Below are 19,070 nucleotides of genomic sequence, written 5' to 3' on the forward strand. Positions count from 1 at the left end.
TCCCCTTTATTCATATAGTTACAGGCTCTGAGAGCCTTTTAACTAAGAGGCTAACAAAGTTTTAATTTGCTCCAAAACTGTTTGATCATCTAGGGTACTCAAATCACCTGGATCACGACCCTCAGCCACAGCCTGCAGCGCACGACGAACAATCTTGCCAGAACGGGTCTTTGGCAAGGCTGTCACAACATAAACACGCGCCGGTCTAGCAACAGCACCTAGCTGAGAATCCACCGTTTTAAGAATTTCCGCCTCTAATGTTGCTGTATTGTTGGCATCCTTAGGGATAGCAAAACCAACCGCTACCTGCCCCTTTAGCTTATCTTCGACACCAACAACAGCTACTTCAGCCACATTTGGATGACTTGAAATACTCTCTTCAATCTCACGAGTTCCCAAACGGTGACCAGCCACGTTAATCACGTCATCTGTTCTACCTAAAATAAAGAAGTAACCATCTTTATCTTTAATACCCCAGTCAAAAGTCGAATAAACAAGCTTGCCCGGTACCGTCTGCCAATAAGTCTTAACAAAGCGCTCGTCATCACCCCAAACTGTTTGCATACAACCCGGAGGCAATGGGCCTTCAATTGCCACCACACCTTTTTGATCAGCACCCAACTCGGCACCCGTCGCATCATCTAACAATTTCATGTTGTAGCCATAGACAGGCACGCCTGGGGAACCAAATTTATGCGGCATCACTTCAATACCGCGCTGTAAAGCCAACATTGGCCAACCTGTCTCAGTCTGCCAATAGTTATCAACAATTGGTTTATTAATAGCTTGGTGCAACCAAGTAGCAGTTGGCTCATCCAATGGCTCACCCGCTAAAAACACAGAGCGCAATGTTGATAAGTCATATTTAGTTAAAAATGCCGGATCTTGTTTTTTCAATACGCGCGCAGCCGTTGGTGCGGAGAACATGACTGAAACTTTGTACTTCTCAACCAACTGCCACCAAATACCAGCATCCGGACGCAATGGCGTACCTTCATACATGATGGTAGCCATACCATTAATCAATGGGCCATAAATAATGTAACTATGTCCAACAACCCAACCAATATCAGAAGTTGTAAACATCGCTTCGCCAGGCTTGCCGCCATAGATATGACGCATAGAAGCAGCCAACGCTACCGCATAACCACCCGTATCGCGTTGCACTCCTTTAGGCTTACCAGTTGTGCCTGATGTGTAAAGAATGTATGACGGATCTGTTGCGTCCAACCACTCACAAGGAACATCGGCATCCATCACTTTGGCGCGCTCGGTGGCGTAATCCAAATCACGTCCCTCTACCTTGGTGTACTCCACCAACTTACGATCCACCACCAATACTTTTGCTGGCTTATGCTCTGAAAGCTTAATAGCCTCATCCAATAAAGGCTTATATGGCACAGGTTTACCGCCACGCGCACCTGCCTCAGCCAAAATCACCATCTTCGGCTTTGCATCATCAATACGCGAAGCCAAGCTATGAGAAGCAAAACCACCAAACACCACCGAATGAATCGCACCTAAACGCACACAAGCCAACATCGCAAAGCAAGCTTCCGCAATCATCGGCATATAAATCAAAACACGATCACCCTTCACCACACCATTAGCTTTAAGGATGGCAGCCATGCGATTGACTTCTGTATGCAACTCTCTAAATGTATAAATTTTCTCTTGATCAGTTTCTGTCGATACCGCAATCAAAGCCTGTTGATCAGGACGATCTTTTAAGTGACGGTCAACGGCGTTATGGCATAAATTTGTTTTGCCACCTTTGAACCATTTTGCAAACGGTGGATTACTGTAATCCAACACCTGATCAAATGGCTTTTGCCATTCAATTAACTGCGCTTGTTCAGCCCAGAAACCTTGAGGATCTTTGACAGAACGCTCATGAAACGCTTTATATGCAGACATACACACTCCCAAATCAACCAAGACAATTTACTCAAACCATAAGAATTTGAGGTCTAAGGCTGACTAGGGTCTGACAGGTCAGGGATTCACCTGATATTTAAGACTAATTAGTTAGATTTTTTACGATTTTCAGCTAATTTAGTTTCTTTAGCTGGCGCTTTTTTAGATTTGGGTTTTAACTTTTGCCCAGCTTTATTGGCGGCGACTTTCTTGCCCTTAACCTTCTTCTTAGCCTGCTCTTCTTTCTCGAGATTTAGCGTGGCATTTGATGCCAAACTCTCTGATACATCCGCCGCTTTTTTAGACTTAGGAATGATCACTGTTGATCCAGGTTTAATTCTCATCCCTTTAGGAATACCATTAATTTCCCTGATTTGAGCGGCATCGACACTCAATCGTTTAGCTAATTGATCGACCGTTTCCCTGGCACCCAAACGAATCGCCGTCCAAGAAGAAAGCGGTCCCTTATGAGAATTTAAATTATCTTGAAATGATTCTGCGCGCCCAAATGGCAGCAAAATTTGCGGCTCAGTCACTCCCAAAATAACTGGTTTATTAAATGAAGGATTCATTAATTTGAATTCGGCCAAACTCATCCTTGCAAAGTTTGCAGCTAAATCCACATCCACATCTTTAGATGTAGTGACAATCACAAAGTATGGGTGATTTTCTAATTTAGGAAGATTCAATCCATATGCTTTTGAATCTTCAACAATTCGCTTGACCGCTAATAGTTTTGGCACATAATTACGCGTCTCATCAGGCATCGACAAACTCATGTAATCTGTTGGCAAACCTTTTGACTGATTACGTTTAATGGCTTTAGCAACATTACCCTCGCCCCAGTTATAAGCTGCCAAAGCTAAAGGCCAATCACCAAACATTTTGTATAAGCGTTGTAAATAATCCAACGCTGCATCGGTTGACTGAATCACATCACGTCGTTCATCCCTAAAAACGTTTTGCGTTAACTTAAAGTCTTTGCCTGTAGCAGGCATGAACTGCCACATACCAGATGCCTTAGCCCTGGAAAATGCTTCTGGATTAAAGGCGCTTTCAATAAATGGTAATAATGCCAACTCCATAGGCATCTTACGCCGCTCGACTTCCTCAACGATATAAAAAAGATAGCGTGATGAGCGCGACATCATCCGATCAACATAATCAGGACGATCGGAATACCAGCGGACGTGCTTAATGACTAACGGGCCGTCCATCTCGTCAAATCCGAAACCATCACGAATACGATCCCATAAATCGTTATAAGGTGCGTCTAATGATCGGACAGACTGCTTGTCAATATTAACCCTAGGAGCCCTTGTTGCCTTTCCATTTTTAGCAACACTACTAGGCTCATTTGTCCAATCGCCATTTAACGATGCACAGGCACTGACAATCAGCGCACATGATGCAATCAAAACATAGCGAATCAACTTCTCAACAATCATTTAAATCCATCTTTCCATGCGCGTAAAGCGGCAAACACATGTACAGGCTCATTACTAATCAATGGTTGTCGCTCACGAATCTTAGCCACCACCGATGAAGTATCTGATCTAAGAAAGGGATTAACGCGCTTTTCATGCGCTACAGTTGTTGGCAAAGTCGGTTTACCAGCATTTCTCAGAGCCTGCGCTCGAGCCTGCCAATCCAACAAATCATGATTATTAGGCTCAACGGCTAAGGCGAATTTTATATTACTTAAGGTGTATTCATGGGCGCAATGCACCAAAGTATCGTCAGGTAATTGCTTAAGTTTCATTAAAGAATCAAACATTTGCTGAGGCGTCCCCTCAAAAATACGTCCGCATCCTGAAGCAAATAATGTATCGCCACAAAATAAATGTTTACTTGACTCAGTTTCGACATAAAAAGCCAAATGCCCCAAGGTATGTCCTGGCACTTCCATCACAAACAATTCGCACGCAGGCGCATGCAAATGTAAGCTATCCCCCTGCATCAAACTCTCGTTTCGCAAAGGAATATCTTCAGTCATCGGGCCATAAACAGCAGGTGCCTCCCCGCTAGACTCGATTACCCAACGATGTAACTCTGCGACTCCACCCACATGATCCGCATGGTGATGAGTGATTAAAATTGCCTTCAACTGCAAGTGATGCTCTTTTAAGTAGGCTATAACAGGCTGCGCATCACCTGGATCAACAACTACGGCAAAATAACCGTCCGACAATAACCAAATATAGTTATCGTCATAAGCAGCAATCGGTTGTACCTGTAATATTTGTTTAGGCATTTAAAAGTTAATACATGAATCGAGCAAAGCCCACATCAGCACGCAAAGCACCTTGGACATCTTGGGATGCTTGGCTAAGCTCACCCCCAGGAAAATACGTCCTAGAGTGGGAACAGGCTCAATTTGACCACATTGTGAGCGATATTTTTGGCTATCACGCCTTACAGATAGGTTTGCCGCAACTTTTAACCCTTCAAGAAAACAGGATGCCGCTGCAAATCATCCTAAGAGCCCCCCACGACAAACCCAACCAGGACGATAGTATGGAACATACTTGGCATGCTGTGGATGGCATACCAGAAGAACTGCCATTTACGAGTCAAAGTCTGGATTTAGTCATTTTGCCCCATGTTTTAGAGTTTGCCTCCGACCCCCACGCTGTCTTAAGAGAAGTGGAGAGGGTCTTGATGCCCGAAGGTCGCGTCGTCATCTCCGGCTTCAACCCAGCTAGTTTATGGGGTTTAAGACAGTATTTAAGCCATATCCTAGGTCAAACACCCTACTTACCTAGAGAGGGTCAATTTATAGCGCTGTTACGCATTAAAGATTGGCTGAAATTATTAAATTTCTCGGTTGATCGAGGTCGATTTGGTTGCTATCGACTACCCCTTCGAAGCAAATCAGGTATGAAAAAAATGGGATTTCTAGAAAAAGCTGGGGATCGTTGGTGGCCAGTATTAGGCTCGGTATTCATCGTATCTGCTGTCAAACGAGTATCCGGCATGACCCTGGTTGGCAAAATTGACTCAAAACCAAGCCCAACCAGCAGCCAACTCAGCCCAGCCACCAATCTAACTAGCCCTCAGCGAAAAATAGCTCAGAAAGACATTCATGACTCATAGCCACAAGGACAATTTGGGCAAAGTTACCATTTACACAGATGGCGCCTGCAAAGGCAACCCTGGTCCAGGCGGCTGGGGCGTTGTGCTTAAGTCAGGTGATAAAGAAAAACACTTATTTGGTGGAGAGGCTCAAACCACCAATAACAGAATGGAAATGACAGCTGTCATTGAGGCACTCAAAGCACTCAAATTGGCGTGCCACGTGAGCTTATACACAGACTCAAAATATGTCATGCAAGGCGTCACCGAGTGGATGGGAGGATGGAAAGCCCGCGGTTGGAAAACAGCAGGGAAAGATCCCGTCAAAAATGTTGATTTATGGCAAGAAATTGACAGCCTTTTAGGCAAACATCAAATAGATTGGCACTGGGTCAAAGGCCATGCCGGACACCCCGGCAATGAATTGGCCGATGCCCTGGCCAACAAAGGTGTAGAAAAAGCCCTCAGCCACCTAAAATAGCGCTTCGGGGTGGTTATATAAGCTGAAAAAGCTGCCCGAATGTGCGAGAATTCTCCTAGAACATACAAGGAGATAGTGGCTGGCACATGCCGTCCTAGAGCTATGAAATTTATCGATCAGTTAAAACAAAAAACATTACAACTTGGCTGCAAAGTTTTCACACAAGCACTGCAAATCATCAAAAAAATTAATCTTAAAAAAATAGTTTCATGGTTACTGAGCCATAAGAAACAAGTTGTTATTGTTATAGCTCTCATTTACGGCGCCAACTACGCCTACAACTACTTCTTCCCTGAAGCCAGCAAAAAAATGCCGCCTCAAGTGGTGACCACAAAGCTAGTGGAAAAGAAAAGTATCCCCATCATCATTGAAGCCACTGGCAACATCGTTGCAGCTAATATTGTTGATATACGCCCACAAACTACCAATCTTGTAAGCAAGATTCATATCAAAGAAGGTCAAGAGGTTAAAGCTGGCGATTTACTTTTCACATTAGATGACCGTGCTGATAAAGCTAATTTAGATAAAGCTAGAGCATTAGCTGATGATGCTGCGCGCCAATACAAACGAGCATCCGAATTGTTAGAAAAGAAATTCTTATCGCAAGCTGCTGTTGATACATCACTTGCGAATATGAAATCAGCTGAAGCAAGTGCCAAAGCCGCTGAGGTTACTTTAAGTTTTGATCACATCCGCTCACCGATTCGTGGTCGCGCAGGTGTGATCAACGTCTTCCCAGGCAGCCTTGTGCAAGCTGGCACCAACGTTGCAACTAGCACAAGCGCAACAGCCACGACCACAACAGGTGCAATGGTCACCATTACTCAACTTGATCCGATTAATGTGCAATTCACAGTTTCCGAAAAAGAAATTCCATTACTTCTAGGTGAACGTGACGCCAATGACCAACTGACAGTCAGTGTGGATGTAACAGGATCAAAGACACCTATTGAAGGTAAGGTCTACGTAGTGGATAACCAAGTTGATCCAGCCATTGGTGCAGTCCGTGTGAAAGCCCAATTAGAAAACAAGCAGAGCTTGATGATTCCAGGCCAATTTGTACGCGTCAGATTAAAAGCCAAAACTCTTCAAGATGCTTTAGTAGTTCCAACGCAAGCAATTGTTACCAACACCAAAGGTGACCACCTTTATGTGGTTGAAAAAGAAAATAAAGTTTCATTAAAACCAGTTAAAGTGATTTATCAATATCAAGGTGAAACAGTCATCACCGGCATAGATGAAACAGCCAAGATTGTTGTTGAAGGCAAGCAAAATCTACGCCCTAATAGCAGTATCAAAGAGGTGCCGGCTCCAACCGAGAAAGCTGCCACCAAATGAATCTTTCAGAACTATGTATACGTCGTCCAGTGATGACGACATTGTTATCGCTAGCAGTGGTTGCTGCTGGTGCGATAGCCTATCTCAGCATCCCAGTTGCCGCCCTACCAAGCTTCAATACACCTGTTATCCAGGTTAGCGCTAATCTTCCGGGCGCAAGCCCAGAAAACATGGCATCTTCTGTGGCACTGCCGTTAGAAAAAGAATTCTCCACCATTGACGGCATCAACGTCATTAGCTCCACCAACACACTTGGCACCACCAATATCACATTGGAATTCAACAACAATCGTGATATTGATAAAGCTGCTGTGGACGTTCAGGCAGCGCTTTTGCGTGCGCAAAAGCGCTTACCGATTGAAATGACCAACCCACCGTCTTATCGGAAGGTCAACCCAGCAGATGCCCCTGTGTTAATCATGACGATGACATCTCCTTCTATGGATTTGTCACAAATTAGCGACTACGCTGAAAATCTCATCTCTCCAACACTATCAACCATCGATGGCGTTGCCCAAGTTGTTGTATACGGCCAAAAAAGATATGCGGTTCGTGTATTAGTTAACCCAAACCAATTGGCATCTAAAAACCTAACGCTGAATGATTTAGCAACTGCTATCAATAGCGCAAACTCCAACACTCCTGTTGGCGTATTAGATGGTCCAAGACAATTGCTAACCATTTACGCCAATGAGCAAATGGTTAAGGCGAGCGAGTATGCCAATCTAGTTATCGCTCAACGCAACGGCTTACCAGTTCGTCTAAAAGATGTTGCTGAAGTCAATGAAAGCTATGAATCAGTTAAGACCGCAGCATCATTTAATGGGGAGCGCTCAATTGCTTTAGCTGTTTTACGCCAACCTACTGCCAACTCGGTCAATGTGGTTGATGCCGTCAGAGCAATGGTGCCCAAATTTGCAACACAGATGCCTGCATCTGTACATTTAAATCTATTAATTGACCGCTCAATATCTATTCGCGAAGCTATTCATGATGTGAACTTAACCCTACTCCTAACTATTGGATTAGTAGTCTTAGTTATTTTCTTATTCTTAAAACATGCTGCGGCGACCATCATTCCGGCGCTAAGCTTGCCAGTCTCATTAATCGGTGCATTCTTCTTAATGTACTGGCTAGGATATAGCTTAGATAACATCTCCTTACTGGGAGTAACTATTGCTGTAGGTTTAGTAGTTGATGACGCGATTGTGGTGCTTGAAAACATCATGCGTCACATTGAAGGAGGCATGCACCCACTTAAAGCCTCTCTAAAAGGTAGTCGTGAAGTGAGTTTCACGATTGTTTCAATTTCAATCTCTTTGGTTGCGGTATTTATCCCCATCTTTTTCATGCCCGGCCCAATTGGATTGTTATTTAGAGAATTTGCAGTAGTTGTAGCGCTATCCATCTTAGTATCTGCAATGATTTCTCTAACGCTTGTCCCCATGCTATGCAGTAAATTTCTTCCTAAACATGGCGAAGAAGCTGTTGAAAAAGAAATCACCATCAAATTTGATAAATATTTCCATGCATTACTCCAAACTTATGAAAAAGCGCTTGATTGGGCATTAAATAATCAGAGACGTGTTTTACAAGGCGCGCTCGCGACCTTTGCCCTAACAGTCGCACTTTTTATCTGGAGCCCTAAAGGCTTCTTCCCTGAAGAAGATATTGGTCAATTATTTGTGACAACCGAAGCAGCCGATGACATTTCCTTTAATGCCATGGTTGATCTTCAAAATCAAGCCGCTGAGATTGTTCGCAAAAACCCTAACGTCGATGGACTTGTTTCTCTTTTAGGCGGCGGAGCCAACTCGGGAACTAACTCAGGGCGTATGTTCGTTAATCTAAAACCTCGCAGCGATCGAGTTAGCATGAAAAAAGTTTTAGAGAGCCTAAGGAGCGATCTGAAAAACATTCCCGGCTTGGCTATTTATCTACGCCCCATCCAAAATTTACAACTAGGCGGTAAAGTAACCAAAAGTCGCTATCAATATATCCTTCAAAGTGTAGGTTTTGAAGGCGTTAACGATTGGGCCAACAAAGTTGTGGAAAGAATGCGGACAGATAATAATCTTTTCCGTGACATCACGACCGACTCTCAATTAAAAGGCTTACAAGCCCAAATTGAAATTGATCGCGATAAAGCAGCTAGCGCAGGCGTTACTATTTCAGAAATTCGTAACTCCCTCTACTCCGCTTATGGTGAACGCCAAGTTTCAACCATTTACACCAGCGTCAACACCTACCAAGTAATTTTGCAGGTTGGCGATGAATATAAGCAATATGAGACAGACCTAGGAAGCATTTATGTACGCGGAAGAACAAGCGACCGACTCGTTCCTCTTTCAAGCATTGCTAAATTCAAGAGAAGTATTGGCCCAACTGCTGTTAACCATCAGGGGCAAGTTCCAGCAGTGACTATTTCTTTCAACCTAGCGCCTGACGTAGCTCTTGGAGATGCTACTAAAAAACTAGAGCAATACGTTAAAGAAGTTCAACTACCCCCATCAATCATTACTAGCTATGGTGGCGATGCCGCAGTTTTCCAAAGCGGTCAATCAAGCCAAATTATTCTTTTACTAACTGCCGTTCTAGTGATTTACGTGCTACTTGGCGTTTTATACGAAAGCTATATTCATCCTCTCACCATCTTGGCTGGCTTACCATCGGCAGCAATTGGGGCACTAATATTTTTGAGAATTTTTGATCTAGAACTAACCATCATTGCCACAATCGGCATCTTGCTTCTCATTGGTATCGTGAAAAAGAATGCGATTCTGATGATTGACTTTGCATTAGAGGCCCAACGCACACAAGGGCTCAGTCCTAAAGAAGCTATTCGAACTGCCTGCTTATTACGTTTTAGGCCTATTACGATGACAACTTTAGCAGCCCTCATGGGGGCCCTTCCAATCGCAATCGGCTTAGGGGCAGGCGCAGAACTACGACAACCGTTAGGTATCGCCGTAGTAGGAGGTTTATTAGTTTCTCAAGTAATTACGCTATTAATTACCCCTGTGATTTATCTCTTCCTAGATAAATACAGCGGCACAGGTCCTCGAGAAATCGCCCCAGAAATGTTAACGGATTAAGCTTATATATGCGTCAGATTATTCTAGATACCGAAACCACGGGGTTGAATCCTGCAACTGGTGACCGCATTATTGAGATTGGGTGCTTGGAGATGGTTGACCGTCGCCTTACTGGCAATAAACTTCACCACTACATTAATCCAGAGCGAGAGATTGATGCTGGTGCGATTGCCGTTCACGGATTAACTGTTGAATTTTTATCGGATAAACCTGTATTTGCCAATGTCGCTCATGAAATCATTGATTTCTTAAAAGATGCGGAAATCATCATCCACAACGCACCCTTTGACGTTGGGTTTTTAGATATGGAACTGGGGCTTCTCAAACTTGGGAAATTAAACGCTCATGTATCAGGTGTGATTGACACATTAAAAGATGCACGCGAAATGTTCCCCGGTAAAAGAAATTCATTAGATGCATTATGCGAGCGTTTTTCCATTAGCAATGAACACAGAACATTACACGGTGCCTTACTAGACGCCCAGCTATTAGCAGAAGTTTACTTAGCCATGACCCGCGGTCAAAATGACCTCAGCATTGACTTAATGGGCGCAGAGAGCGATGCTGAAAAATCTAAAAGAAAACCTTTACCAACAAGCTTAGTGATTCAACTAGCAAACATTGAAGAACAAGAAGCCCATCAGGCCTATTTAGAAGATGTAGCCAAAGCAGCTAAAAAACCTGCTGTCTGGACCAATTAATCATCTCAAAAGCTGCTCCTGCCTACTTAGCTTGCTAAGTAGGCAGGCCATAAATTCCTACCGCCTATTGATGTTTATTTACTTTTGGCAAGCTTGATATAAGCCGCATATAAAAATGGGGATGCTGCCATGACATAACTCAACCAAGAGCCATACACACCTTCTGGTGCATAGTCTTCAGTCAACAGATGCCAATAGTTGTTATCTAACATCGGAATAGCATTCGCTTCTGTAAATTCATGGAACGCATAAATGACTAACTGCACAGAAAAAATACTCATAAAGATGGCGCTAGCTTTAAAGACTGAAGTCAAGTTAACTGACTTACCCAATTTCAGCCATAAGCTAGCAACGACTGCGGCCAACAATAAACCAGCAGCAGCGGCAGGTACCAAGTATTGCGTTTCATCTTGAGCAGCCAAAGACGCCAACATCGCGGCAGCCTCCAAGCCCTCTCTTCCCAGCATCAAAAAAGAAGTTACCAAAACTGCACCAAAAGCTTTACCTTGAGAAACACGTGCAAGACGCTCTCTAATAAGAGCCCCCATTTTGGGGCCATGTTTCAACATATGCCAAGTGCAACTGACAACTAACACAGCAGCAAATGTTGCCAAACAAGCCTCCCATATCGGCGCCAAACCACCAATGTGGGCAAAAAGAACACCCAAGCCCACACAACCGATAACAGCCAAAACCGCACCAGCAACGACAGCTTTTACTAAATTCATTGCCCCAAGGGATGAAAAGTAAACAATTGAAATTGCAATAATTAGAAGAGCCTCTAACCCTTCTCTGAAAGTAACCATAGCAATAGCCAACATAAACGCCTCTACTTGTATAGAATGTCTAAACTATATCACAAATAGGAATGATTATCATTTGATATAAATCAATAGGTGTAAAAAAAACCGCTTTTTAGCGGCTTTTTTGATAGTTTAAGTCTTCTTAACAAGCGATTTAACCAAGAAAAATAATTCCCCAAACCATCAGTAAATTAAGTAACGCCGCCAATACAGCTGCACTACCGATATCTTTAACAATTTTTGATAACTCATGGCGCTCTTGAGAAATACGATCAATCGTTTTTTCTAAGCCAGTATTTAATAATTCAACAATTAATACCAAAATAGCGCTACCAATCAAAAGAATTTTTTCAATTTTTCCAGGGCCAAAATACAACGCCAACACAATTAGAACAGGTAATAAAGTTAGCTCAACTTTAATCGCCTCTTCAGATTTCCAGGCAGCCAGCAACCCTTCTACTGAATATTTAAAAGCCCCAATCAAACGGCGTTGCAGCAATCCTAAGAAATTTTTAAACCACATAATCAAGAACCCTTTTGCTCGGAGTACGGCAATACTTTAAAGACATAAGCCAGCATCATACCAATTGCCCAAGAAAACCAAGCTGTCCACAGCACATGTGAAAAGAAGTGAGCCCCCTGAGCCATACGAGCAATACCCATTAAGAACCCAAAGAAAATAGCTAGCCAGAAAAATATCCGAGCAACTTTAGGTTGAATACTCCACAAAGCAATTGCCCAAGAGAACCACATAAAACCACCTGCCGCGTGCCCCGCTGGAAAACACTGCCCTCTAGGATAGTTAGCGGGCAATGCATCTAATAAGCCCGTATAAGGGATGGCCCCACCAAACATGTCTAGACTCCAAGGGCAGTGCTTATTCGTTAAATGCTTAAGCGAAGCAACCAAAGCAGGAATTAAAACAACACCCACAATCCCCACCAAAACGTGCCTAATAGTTAAGACATTCTTTGTTTTTTTGAGGAACCAAATTGACACAACGATTGAAAGAACTCCCATGACATACATCAAGGTCTTTAAACCATGATGCAAGATCTTAGTGAAGATCGGATGGTTTTGATACGGAAATTTACCAAGCGTTGGATCAAAAAAATACTGAACCAACCAAATGTCTAGAGAAGTTAGCTCAAAAACACCTAACAATAAAAATGCTGTAATCAGCAAAAAAATAATCTGTTTATTTACCCAAGACATAATTATTTATGACACTTAGCGGCCAAATCCCACTCAGGCTCATACAAACTTGTACGAATATTCATAAAACCTAAAACAGTATGGAATAAATGATCGTGATGTGCTGGCTCTTTAGCACGCTGCGCCAAACACTCTTTCGAATATTTATTCTCCTTCACAAATTGATCAGAGATCCACATCAACATCGGTGGTCTCGTTTGCTCCTTGGGTGCAATTGCATAAGGCAAACCATGCAAATAAAAACCACCCTCACCTAAAGATTCACCATGATCGGATAAATAAATAAAAACAACATTTCTATTGTTTTCGGTTTTCAAAAGATCAATCGCGCGAGACAAAATATGATCGGTATAAAGAATTGCATTGTCATAAGCATTAAAAATTTCTTGCTGAGTGCAACGACCTAAATCCGAGCTGGCGCATACAGGTTTAAATTGTTCAAATTCTTTCGGGTAGCGCGCGTAATACGCTGGCCCGTGGTTCCCTAACTGATGTAAAACCACCACCTGATCACCCTTAACTTTTTTAATGATCGCACCCAAACCTCTTAATAAAGTTTCATCATAACAACCAGTCGCCGGGCAAACATCAGGTGTACCTAAGGTCTTAGCATCAATATCATCCAATCCTTTACAAACACCCTTGCAGCCAGACTGGTTATCGATCCATGTTACAGGAACGCCCGCTCTAGCAATAACATGCAACAAAGATTCACTTGAACGAATCTTTTTCTCGTCGTAATCTTTTCGCCCCCATGGAGAGAACATGCATGGGACTGAAACTTCTGTATTAGTGCCACAACTCACCACATAAGGAAAATTAAGAACGTCTTGTTTAGCTAAATGAGGCGTTGTTTGTCTTGAGTATCCAGACAAACCCCAGTTAGCTGCTCGAACTGTCTCCCCGACCACCAAGACTAAAAGTGTAGGCTTTACTCCAGGCTTAACATCCTTCACCGCATCTAAACCAATAGGCGTTAATTCTTTTTGCGCCTCGACACCAGATTCAAATAGCACACGCGGCGTAGAAATCAAATAACTCATCGGTAAAACTAGATGACGAATTTCCTTATGATTTCTCATTGTTGCCGAGAAATTTTTAAATACGGTTAAGAAACTTGCTAAAGCAATCACCAAGGCCAAAAGAATCATGGCCAACTTAAATAGCAAACCTTTAACCAATTTACCGGGTTTAACCCTAAAACACGCTAATAATAAAACCCCTGGCACTGCATAAATTAAAAAATGTACGAAAAGTGATACGGTAAATAACTCTCTTGCCTCCGCATGGTTCGTACTAACAATATTACGAACCATGGATGTATCAAAAAACACGCCATATTTTTTTGCGAAGAAATCTGCAGAAACGCCAGTCAACAAAATTACCACTGCCGTGAGAACAGCAATTGGTCGATAAATTAATAGACTTAAAATACCAAACTGTAGCGCCGTCACGCCTACAGCCACAGCAGTGACAAATAAGCCTGTAGAAAATGCATCACCAGATTGCGTCGCCAATAATGCAGCCCACAAAGACTGGTTCAGAAATAATGAGAAATAGACAGCCAGAATTAAGATCAGAGACTCAAGACGGACATTGAAACGTGGATAGCGCATAGTGCTTTTAAGGCCTCGTTTAATAAGGCCTCTATTATAGTTTCTATTCTGTGAAAAGATTGTTAAACCACCTTGGAATAACGGGCTTCTGTCTGAGCATCCCTGAGATGCTTATCAAAGGTCATTGCAACGCGCCGCACCAATAAACGCCCTTTAGTAGGAACGACGATCTTCTCACCCTGCCAAGTTAGCAAACCAGCCACCTCCAACTCGGCTAATTCAGGCATTTCTCTTGCAAAGTAGTCATGAAAATCAATCCCATGGTCACCTGCAAACTTTGCTGTATCCAAAGAAAACTGGCACATTAACTCACCAATTAGCTCACGCCGAAGAATATCGTCGCGATTTAACCTTAAACCACGAAGCGTTGGTAAATGATGTGCATCTAAAGCAGCATAGTACTCATCTAAAGTTCTAACATTCTGCGCATAAGTATCATCCACTTTACCAATAGACGAAATTCCAAAAGCTAATAAATCACATTCAGCCTGAGTGGAATAACCTTGAAAATTACGATGCAGGCGCCCTTCTTTTTGAGCAATTGCTAATTCATTATGGGGTTTCGAAAAATGGTCCATCCCAATAAAAACGAAACCGGCAGAATCTAATTGATCAATCGTATTTGCCAAAATTGCCAACTTATCAGAAGCGACTGGTAAATCGGATTCAGCAATACGTCTTTGTGGCTTAAAAACAGTTGGTAAATGGGCATAACTGTAAACAGACAAACGATCAGGGCTCATATCAATCACTGACTGAACCGTTTCTGAAAAAGTTTGCGGTGTCTGCTTAGGCAGGCCATAAATTAAATCAACGCTACTCGAATTAAAACCATATTTTTTAGCCCAATCAAGCACAGCCTTGGTTTCCTCAAAAGTTTGGACTCGATGAACCGCCTGCTGAACTTCTAAATTAAAGTCTTGCACACCCAAGCTGATTCTATTAAATCCAAGCTGGGATAAAAGCTGTATATCTGATTCAGTGACCCGCCTAGGATCAATTTCAATAGAGTACTCGCCACCCTCTTGCAAATCAAAATACTGGCGGATGTACTGCATCAGCTCTGTCATCTCTACATGAGATAAAAACGTTGGCGTACCACCTCCCCAATGCAACTGAGTAACAGGAATTTTCTTTCCTTTTTTACCCATAGCATCAACCACCATCGACATTTCTTTAGCTAAATATTTAATATATTTAGCGCTACGGCCATGGTCCTTGGTAATGATTTTGTTACAGCCACAGTAATAGCAAATATTAGGGCAAAACGGTAAATGAAAATAAAGCGATAAAGGCTTATCCGCTTGTGCACAACGTTTAAGAGCCTCTAAATAATCAGACTCACCAAATTGGGCATGAAACCTATCCGCAGTAGGGTATGAGGTATACCTAGGTCCATTAATATCAAAACGCTTCAGCAACTCAGGCTGAAACAATGGTTCACCAGGACACTGGCTTTGTAGGTTCGCTGAAAAAGTCACAGGGGCTATTTTAGCCCCTGTTATTCAATGGTCAAAATGACCCATATCAAGTTTTAGAGAATTGATCGTTATCCGTTGACCGGCATAGAAAAACTAGGTCCCTGAGCAATGGTTTCAGGCCAACGCTGAGTAACCGCCTTCATGCGGGTATAGAAACGCACACCTTCAGGACCATGCACATGATGATCCCCAAATAAACTGCGTTTCCAGCCACCAAATGAATGGAATGCCATTGGCACAGGAATAGGCACATTGACCCCTACCATCCCCACCTGAATACGGTTAACAAACTCTCTAGCGGTATTACCATCACGCGTAAAGATAGCTGTGCCATTACCAAACTCATGATCGTTAATTAGCTCAATCGCTGTTGCGACATTAGGCACACGCATAACACCTAAAACTGGACCAAAGATCTCTTCTTTATAGATGCTCATATTTGGTTTTACATCATCAAATAAACAGCCGCCCAAGAAGAAGCCATTTTCAGCGCCTGCCACTTTTAAACCTCGGCCATCTACCACCAACTTCGCGCCTTCTTTAACACCGGCATTGACATAACCAGTTACTTTATCTAAGTGAGTCTTAGTCACCAACGGTCCCATTTCCGCGCCAGGCTTCATACCGTTATCCACCTTAAGGGTCTTGATACGTGCTGTTAATTTTTCGATCAAGGCATCTCCCACTTGACCAACAGCAACGGCTACGGAAATAGCCATACAACGCTCACCTGCGGAGCCGTATGCAGCCCCCATCAAAGCGTCAACCGCTTGGTCTAAGTCAGCATCAGGCATCACCACCATGTGATTCTTGGCGCCACCCAAAGCTTGAACTCTCTTGCCATTTTTAGCTGCTGTCTCGTAAATATAAGAAGCAATAGGTGTTGAGCCCACAAAACTAATAGCCTTTACATCTGGGTGGGTTAGCAATGCGTCTACGGCAGTTTTATCACCATGCACCACATTAAAAACACCCTTAGGCAAACCAGCCTCTTCCAACCATTTTGCCGCCAACAAAGCAGCAGAAGGATCTCTTTCAGAAGGTTTTAATACAAATGTGTTGCCACATGCAATCGCCACTGGGTACATCCACATAGGAACCATTGCTGGGAAGTTAAATGGCGTAATACCTGCGCAAACCCCCAAAGCCTGACGCATGGTCCAAGCATCCATACCTTTAGCAATTTGCTCGGTATATTCGCCTTTAAGTAACTGAGGGATACCACAAGCAAAATCAACCACTTCTAAACCACGTGCGATTTCGCCCTTAGCATCATCAAAGGTCTTACCATGCTCGCGTGTAATAACTTCAGCTAACTCATCTACACGAGCCTCGATAATCGCTTTAAAGTTAAACATGACTTTAGCGCGTCGAGTTACCGGAGTACTAGACCAAGCAGGGAAAGCAGCTTTTGCAGCCGCCACAGCTTTTGCAACACCATCGACTGAGGCTAACTCAACTTCGGCCCTAACCTGGCCGGTAGCAGGCTCATATACGGGGGCTTTTGAACCACCCAATAGAACAACTTCACCATTAATATGGTGTCCAATAGTTACTGACATTTTGTCTCCCACATCATTTATATTCTTAGAATTACAACTATATCGAAATTTCAAAAAATTGGCTGATCTTCATTTACTTCGATTAATTATTGTTTTTATAACAATTACTGCAGCACTGCAAGGTTGCGCCCTAGTAGCCGCCTACCCCGTTACAGCAGCCAGCGTCGCAACGACTGCTGGCACAGGCAAAAGTCCGACAGATCACGCCATTTCAGAAAGTGCGGACCAAGATTGCTCAATTGGGAAAATACTAGACGGACAGCCAATTTGCGAGCGCCGCCTAAAACCCAAAGAAGTTCCAGTCCAAGACTACAGCCGCAAACAACGAGTTGTCCCAGCCCAATAAATTACTGTAGGGTATCTTTTAACGCTGGCAGAATCGGCAGGGCAACAACTTCAATCCCCTCTTCCCTTAATTCCGCAGTTTCATCTTGCGTGGCATGGCCACGAATACTGCGCTCTGGGGCTTCACGATAATGAATTTTTCTTGCCTCTTCAGCAAAATTATCGCCAACGTCTTCCGTTTTATTAATTAACTCTCTCATGGCCTTCATGACAGTCGCCTGGACTTGAGCCTGTAACTTAGCCTGCTCCGGAGCAGATAAAACCATAGAGTTACCATCAACCACGGCCGCAGAAAGATCAGAAGATACAGGGGCTTTTTCCACTACCCCTTTACTAATTCTTGGCGCAGAAGGAAGGCGAGTAATCTCCTTGCTTTCGCAAATAGGGCAAATTAATAAGCCATTTTCTTGCTGCTCTAGGGCATCAGCCTCAGAAGCAAACCACCCTTCAAAGCGGTGATCAAGATGGCAGGTTAGGTTATAAACTTTCATATAAGACAAATAGTGACATATTTTTCAATTTCAAGCTGTTAACGATCTTTTAAACGTCTAGACAAGTGATAAACAGCAATAATCGTTTTAACATCTGTGATTTTTCCCTCGGCAATCCACTGATGCATTTCTTCTAGGGTGGCAGCAAAGACATCTAAAAATTCGCCTTCATCCAAACACCGCTCCCCCTGCTCCAACCCCTTAGCCAAAAATATTTCAATAATTTCAGTTGAGTAAGAGATGACCGGATGAATCTTTCCCAAATACTCCCACTCAGTTGCGGAATAGCCCGTCTCTTCCAAAAGCTCGCGCTGAGCGCATAACAACGGATCCTCATCCAATTCAAGCTTACCAGCGGGAATCTCAATCATGGCCGCATCTACTGGGTAACGAAACTGTCTCTCTAGCAGAATTCGACCATCATTCAAAATAGGAATAATCGCAACAGCACCCGGATGAATTAAATATTCACGATAGGTTTCTTTACCATCAGGCAATGAAACAATATCTTTTTTCATCTTCAGGAAATTACCTTGATAAGCATCCTTTGAAGAGATGCATGTTTCCCTTAAGTGCAGATCAGATAAAGGTAAGTCGGATAAGTTTTTTTCTTTAAAACTCACACCTAACCTTCGATCGTATTATCTCGATGCTTAAGAAGAAAGCGCCAAGTAAACCCTGGGAATGCACCCACCAAGAAAAGGCAAATAGTAATAGCAAAAAATTCCCAATGCTTAGGGAAGACATTGCCAATCATATTTTCTAAAAAATAAGCTAAAGCACCGACCAAGCAATACCAAATCAACATCTCCAATAAACACCAACCAGGATGTTTATCAGCTAGTTTTTTAATAAACATAAAACGTGGGGACATAAAAGCCAAATTGGCCGCCACTAGGGCGACCAATATAACTAACCAAGTTTCTAAGCTCAAGCTAGTAGGCGTCATC

The 19,070-nt window shown here is 43.0% G+C and carries 18 protein-coding genes; 6 read left to right on the forward strand and 12 right to left on the reverse strand.

Annotated elements, in window-relative coordinates:
- Nucleotides 1-42 precede the first annotated feature (42 nt).
- The 3 genes from ICV01_RS06440 to gloB form a co-directional block, all read right to left on the reverse strand.
- Nucleotides 43-1,917, reverse strand: a complete 1,875-nt coding sequence (locus ICV01_RS06440) for a propionate--CoA ligase (RefSeq protein ID WP_215286733.1) — start codon at nt 1,915-1,917, stop codon at nt 43-45.
- A gap of 107 nt (nt 1,918-2,024) precedes the next feature.
- Complete coding sequence (locus ICV01_RS06445; protein ID WP_215286734.1) at nt 2,025-3,365, reverse strand: transglycosylase SLT domain-containing protein; 1,341 nt, start codon at nt 3,363-3,365, stop codon at nt 2,025-2,027.
- Complete coding sequence (gloB, locus tag ICV01_RS06450) at nt 3,362-4,171, reverse strand: hydroxyacylglutathione hydrolase (RefSeq protein WP_215286736.1); 810 nt, start codon at nt 4,169-4,171, stop codon at nt 3,362-3,364. The genes ICV01_RS06445 and gloB overlap by 4 nt, the downstream gene beginning before the upstream one ends.
- 14 nt (nt 4,172-4,185) lie before the next feature.
- Between gloB and ICV01_RS06455 the strand changes: the two genes are divergently transcribed.
- From ICV01_RS06455 to dnaQ, 5 genes are all read left to right on the forward strand, one after another.
- The gene (locus ICV01_RS06455; RefSeq protein WP_215286738.1) at nt 4,186-5,013 is read left to right on the forward strand and encodes a class I SAM-dependent methyltransferase; all 828 of its coding nucleotides are present in this window, start codon (nt 4,186-4,188) and stop codon (nt 5,011-5,013) included.
- Between the two features lie 13 nt (nt 5,014-5,026).
- Nucleotides 5,027-5,473, forward strand: a complete 447-nt coding sequence (rnhA, locus tag ICV01_RS06460; RefSeq protein ID WP_215289166.1) for a ribonuclease HI — start codon at nt 5,027-5,029, stop codon at nt 5,471-5,473.
- A 75-nt stretch (nt 5,474-5,548) separates the two neighbouring features.
- A complete protein-coding gene (locus ICV01_RS06465) occupies nt 5,549-6,811 on the forward strand; it encodes an efflux RND transporter periplasmic adaptor subunit (RefSeq protein ID WP_215286740.1) in 1,263 nt (420 codons plus the stop codon).
- Complete coding sequence (locus ICV01_RS06470; RefSeq protein ID WP_215286742.1) at nt 6,808-9,906, forward strand: efflux RND transporter permease subunit; 3,099 nt, start codon at nt 6,808-6,810, stop codon at nt 9,904-9,906. The genes ICV01_RS06465 and ICV01_RS06470 overlap by 4 nt, the downstream gene beginning before the upstream one ends.
- Nucleotides 9,907-9,914: 8 nt before the next feature.
- Nucleotides 9,915-10,607 (forward strand): DNA polymerase III subunit epsilon, encoded by a 693-nt coding sequence (gene dnaQ / locus ICV01_RS06475; protein ID WP_215286743.1) that lies wholly within the window; start codon nt 9,915-9,917, stop codon nt 10,605-10,607.
- Nucleotides 10,608-10,681: 74 nt separating this feature from the next.
- Here dnaQ and ICV01_RS06480 read toward each other — a convergent pair whose 3' ends face one another.
- The 6 genes from ICV01_RS06480 to ICV01_RS06505 all read right to left on the reverse strand — a co-directional run bounded on the left by ICV01_RS06480 (nt 10,682) and on the right by ICV01_RS06505 (nt 17,284).
- Entirely contained in the window at nt 10,682-11,428 is a 747-nt protein-coding gene (locus tag ICV01_RS06480; protein WP_215286745.1) for an FTR1 family protein, read from the reverse strand.
- A 136-nt stretch (nt 11,429-11,564) separates the two neighbouring features.
- Nucleotides 11,565-11,933, reverse strand: coding sequence for a diacylglycerol kinase (locus ICV01_RS06485; protein WP_215286747.1), 369 nt, complete (start codon nt 11,931-11,933; stop codon nt 11,565-11,567).
- Between the two features lie 2 nt (nt 11,934-11,935).
- A complete protein-coding gene (locus ICV01_RS06490) occupies nt 11,936-12,625 on the reverse strand; it encodes a phosphatase PAP2 family protein (RefSeq protein WP_215286749.1) in 690 nt (229 codons plus the stop codon).
- A gap of 2 nt (nt 12,626-12,627) precedes the next feature.
- The gene (locus ICV01_RS06495) at nt 12,628-14,241 is read right to left on the reverse strand and encodes a phosphoethanolamine transferase (RefSeq protein WP_215286750.1); all 1,614 of its coding nucleotides are present in this window, start codon (nt 14,239-14,241) and stop codon (nt 12,628-12,630) included.
- A 62-nt stretch (nt 14,242-14,303) separates the two neighbouring features.
- Nucleotides 14,304-15,722 carry an oxygen-independent coproporphyrinogen III oxidase gene (gene hemN, locus ICV01_RS06500; protein ID WP_215286751.1) on the reverse strand — a complete coding sequence of 473 codons (1,419 nt, stop codon included), beginning with the start codon at nt 15,720-15,722 and terminating at the stop codon, nt 14,304-14,306.
- A gap of 68 nt (nt 15,723-15,790) precedes the next feature.
- Nucleotides 15,791-17,284 (reverse strand): CoA-acylating methylmalonate-semialdehyde dehydrogenase, encoded by a 1,494-nt coding sequence (locus ICV01_RS06505; protein WP_215286752.1) that lies wholly within the window; start codon nt 17,282-17,284, stop codon nt 15,791-15,793.
- 58 nt (nt 17,285-17,342) lie between these two features.
- Here ICV01_RS06505 and ICV01_RS06510 point away from each other — a divergent pair, with 58 nt between their 5' ends.
- A complete protein-coding gene (locus ICV01_RS06510; RefSeq protein WP_215286753.1) occupies nt 17,343-17,630 on the forward strand; it encodes a hypothetical protein in 288 nt (95 codons plus the stop codon).
- 1 nt (nt 17,631) lies between these two features.
- Here ICV01_RS06510 and ICV01_RS06515 read toward each other — a convergent pair whose 3' ends face one another.
- From ICV01_RS06515 to ICV01_RS06525, 3 genes are read right to left on the reverse strand one after another with little or no spacing between them, the layout of a single operon-like run.
- Nucleotides 17,632-18,120, reverse strand: coding sequence for a DUF1178 family protein (locus tag ICV01_RS06515; protein WP_215286754.1), 489 nt, complete (start codon nt 18,118-18,120; stop codon nt 17,632-17,634).
- 38 nt (nt 18,121-18,158) lie between these two features.
- Nucleotides 18,159-18,743: an NUDIX domain-containing protein gene (locus ICV01_RS06520; RefSeq protein ID WP_251369329.1), complete on the reverse strand. Its 585-nt coding sequence runs from the start codon at nt 18,741-18,743 to the stop codon at nt 18,159-18,161.
- A gap of 2 nt (nt 18,744-18,745) precedes the next feature.
- Nucleotides 18,746-19,069, reverse strand: a complete 324-nt coding sequence (locus ICV01_RS06525; protein ID WP_215286755.1) for a DUF2818 family protein — start codon at nt 19,067-19,069, stop codon at nt 18,746-18,748.
- Nucleotide 19,070 lies beyond the last annotated feature (1 nt).

It is taken from the genome of Polynucleobacter sp. MWH-Spelu-300-X4, from assembly GCF_018687515.1.
Lineage (GTDB): Bacteria > Pseudomonadota > Gammaproteobacteria > Burkholderiales > Burkholderiaceae > Polynucleobacter.

Bases quoted from the DNA above. Each gene is read 5' to 3' on its own strand.
- ICV01_RS06440 (WP_215286733.1), bottom strand. From the start codon at position 1,917: ATGTCTGCATATAAAGCGTTTCATGAGCGTTCTGTCAAAGATCCTCAA.
- ICV01_RS06445 (WP_215286734.1), bottom strand. From the start codon at position 3,365: ATGATTGTTGAGAAGTTGATTCGCTATGTTTTGATTGCATCATGTGCG.
- gloB (WP_215286736.1), bottom strand. From the start codon at position 4,171: ATGCCTAAACAAATATTACAGGTACAACCGATTGCTGCTTATGACGAT.
- ICV01_RS06455 (WP_215286738.1), top strand. From the start codon at position 4,186: ATGAATCGAGCAAAGCCCACATCAGCACGCAAAGCACCTTGGACATCT.
- ICV01_RS06470 (WP_215286742.1), top strand. From the start codon at position 6,808: ATGAATCTTTCAGAACTATGTATACGTCGTCCAGTGATGACGACATTG.
- dnaQ (WP_215286743.1), top strand. From the start codon at position 9,915: ATGCGTCAGATTATTCTAGATACCGAAACCACGGGGTTGAATCCTGCA.
- ICV01_RS06480 (WP_215286745.1), bottom strand. From the start codon at position 11,428: ATGTTGGCTATTGCTATGGTTACTTTCAGAGAAGGGTTAGAGGCTCTT.
- ICV01_RS06485 (WP_215286747.1), bottom strand. From the start codon at position 11,933: ATGTGGTTTAAAAATTTCTTAGGATTGCTGCAACGCCGTTTGATTGGG.
- ICV01_RS06490 (WP_215286749.1), bottom strand. From the start codon at position 12,625: ATGTCTTGGGTAAATAAACAGATTATTTTTTTGCTGATTACAGCATTT.
- ICV01_RS06495 (WP_215286750.1), bottom strand. From the start codon at position 14,241: ATGCGCTATCCACGTTTCAATGTCCGTCTTGAGTCTCTGATCTTAATT.
- ICV01_RS06505 (WP_215286752.1), bottom strand. From the start codon at position 17,284: ATGTCAGTAACTATTGGACACCATATTAATGGTGAAGTTGTTCTATTG.
- ICV01_RS06515 (WP_215286754.1), bottom strand. From the start codon at position 18,120: ATGAAAGTTTATAACCTAACCTGCCATCTTGATCACCGCTTTGAAGGG.
- ICV01_RS06525 (WP_215286755.1), bottom strand. From the start codon at position 19,069: ATGACGCCTACTAGCTTGAGCTTAGAAACTTGGTTAGTTATATTGGTC.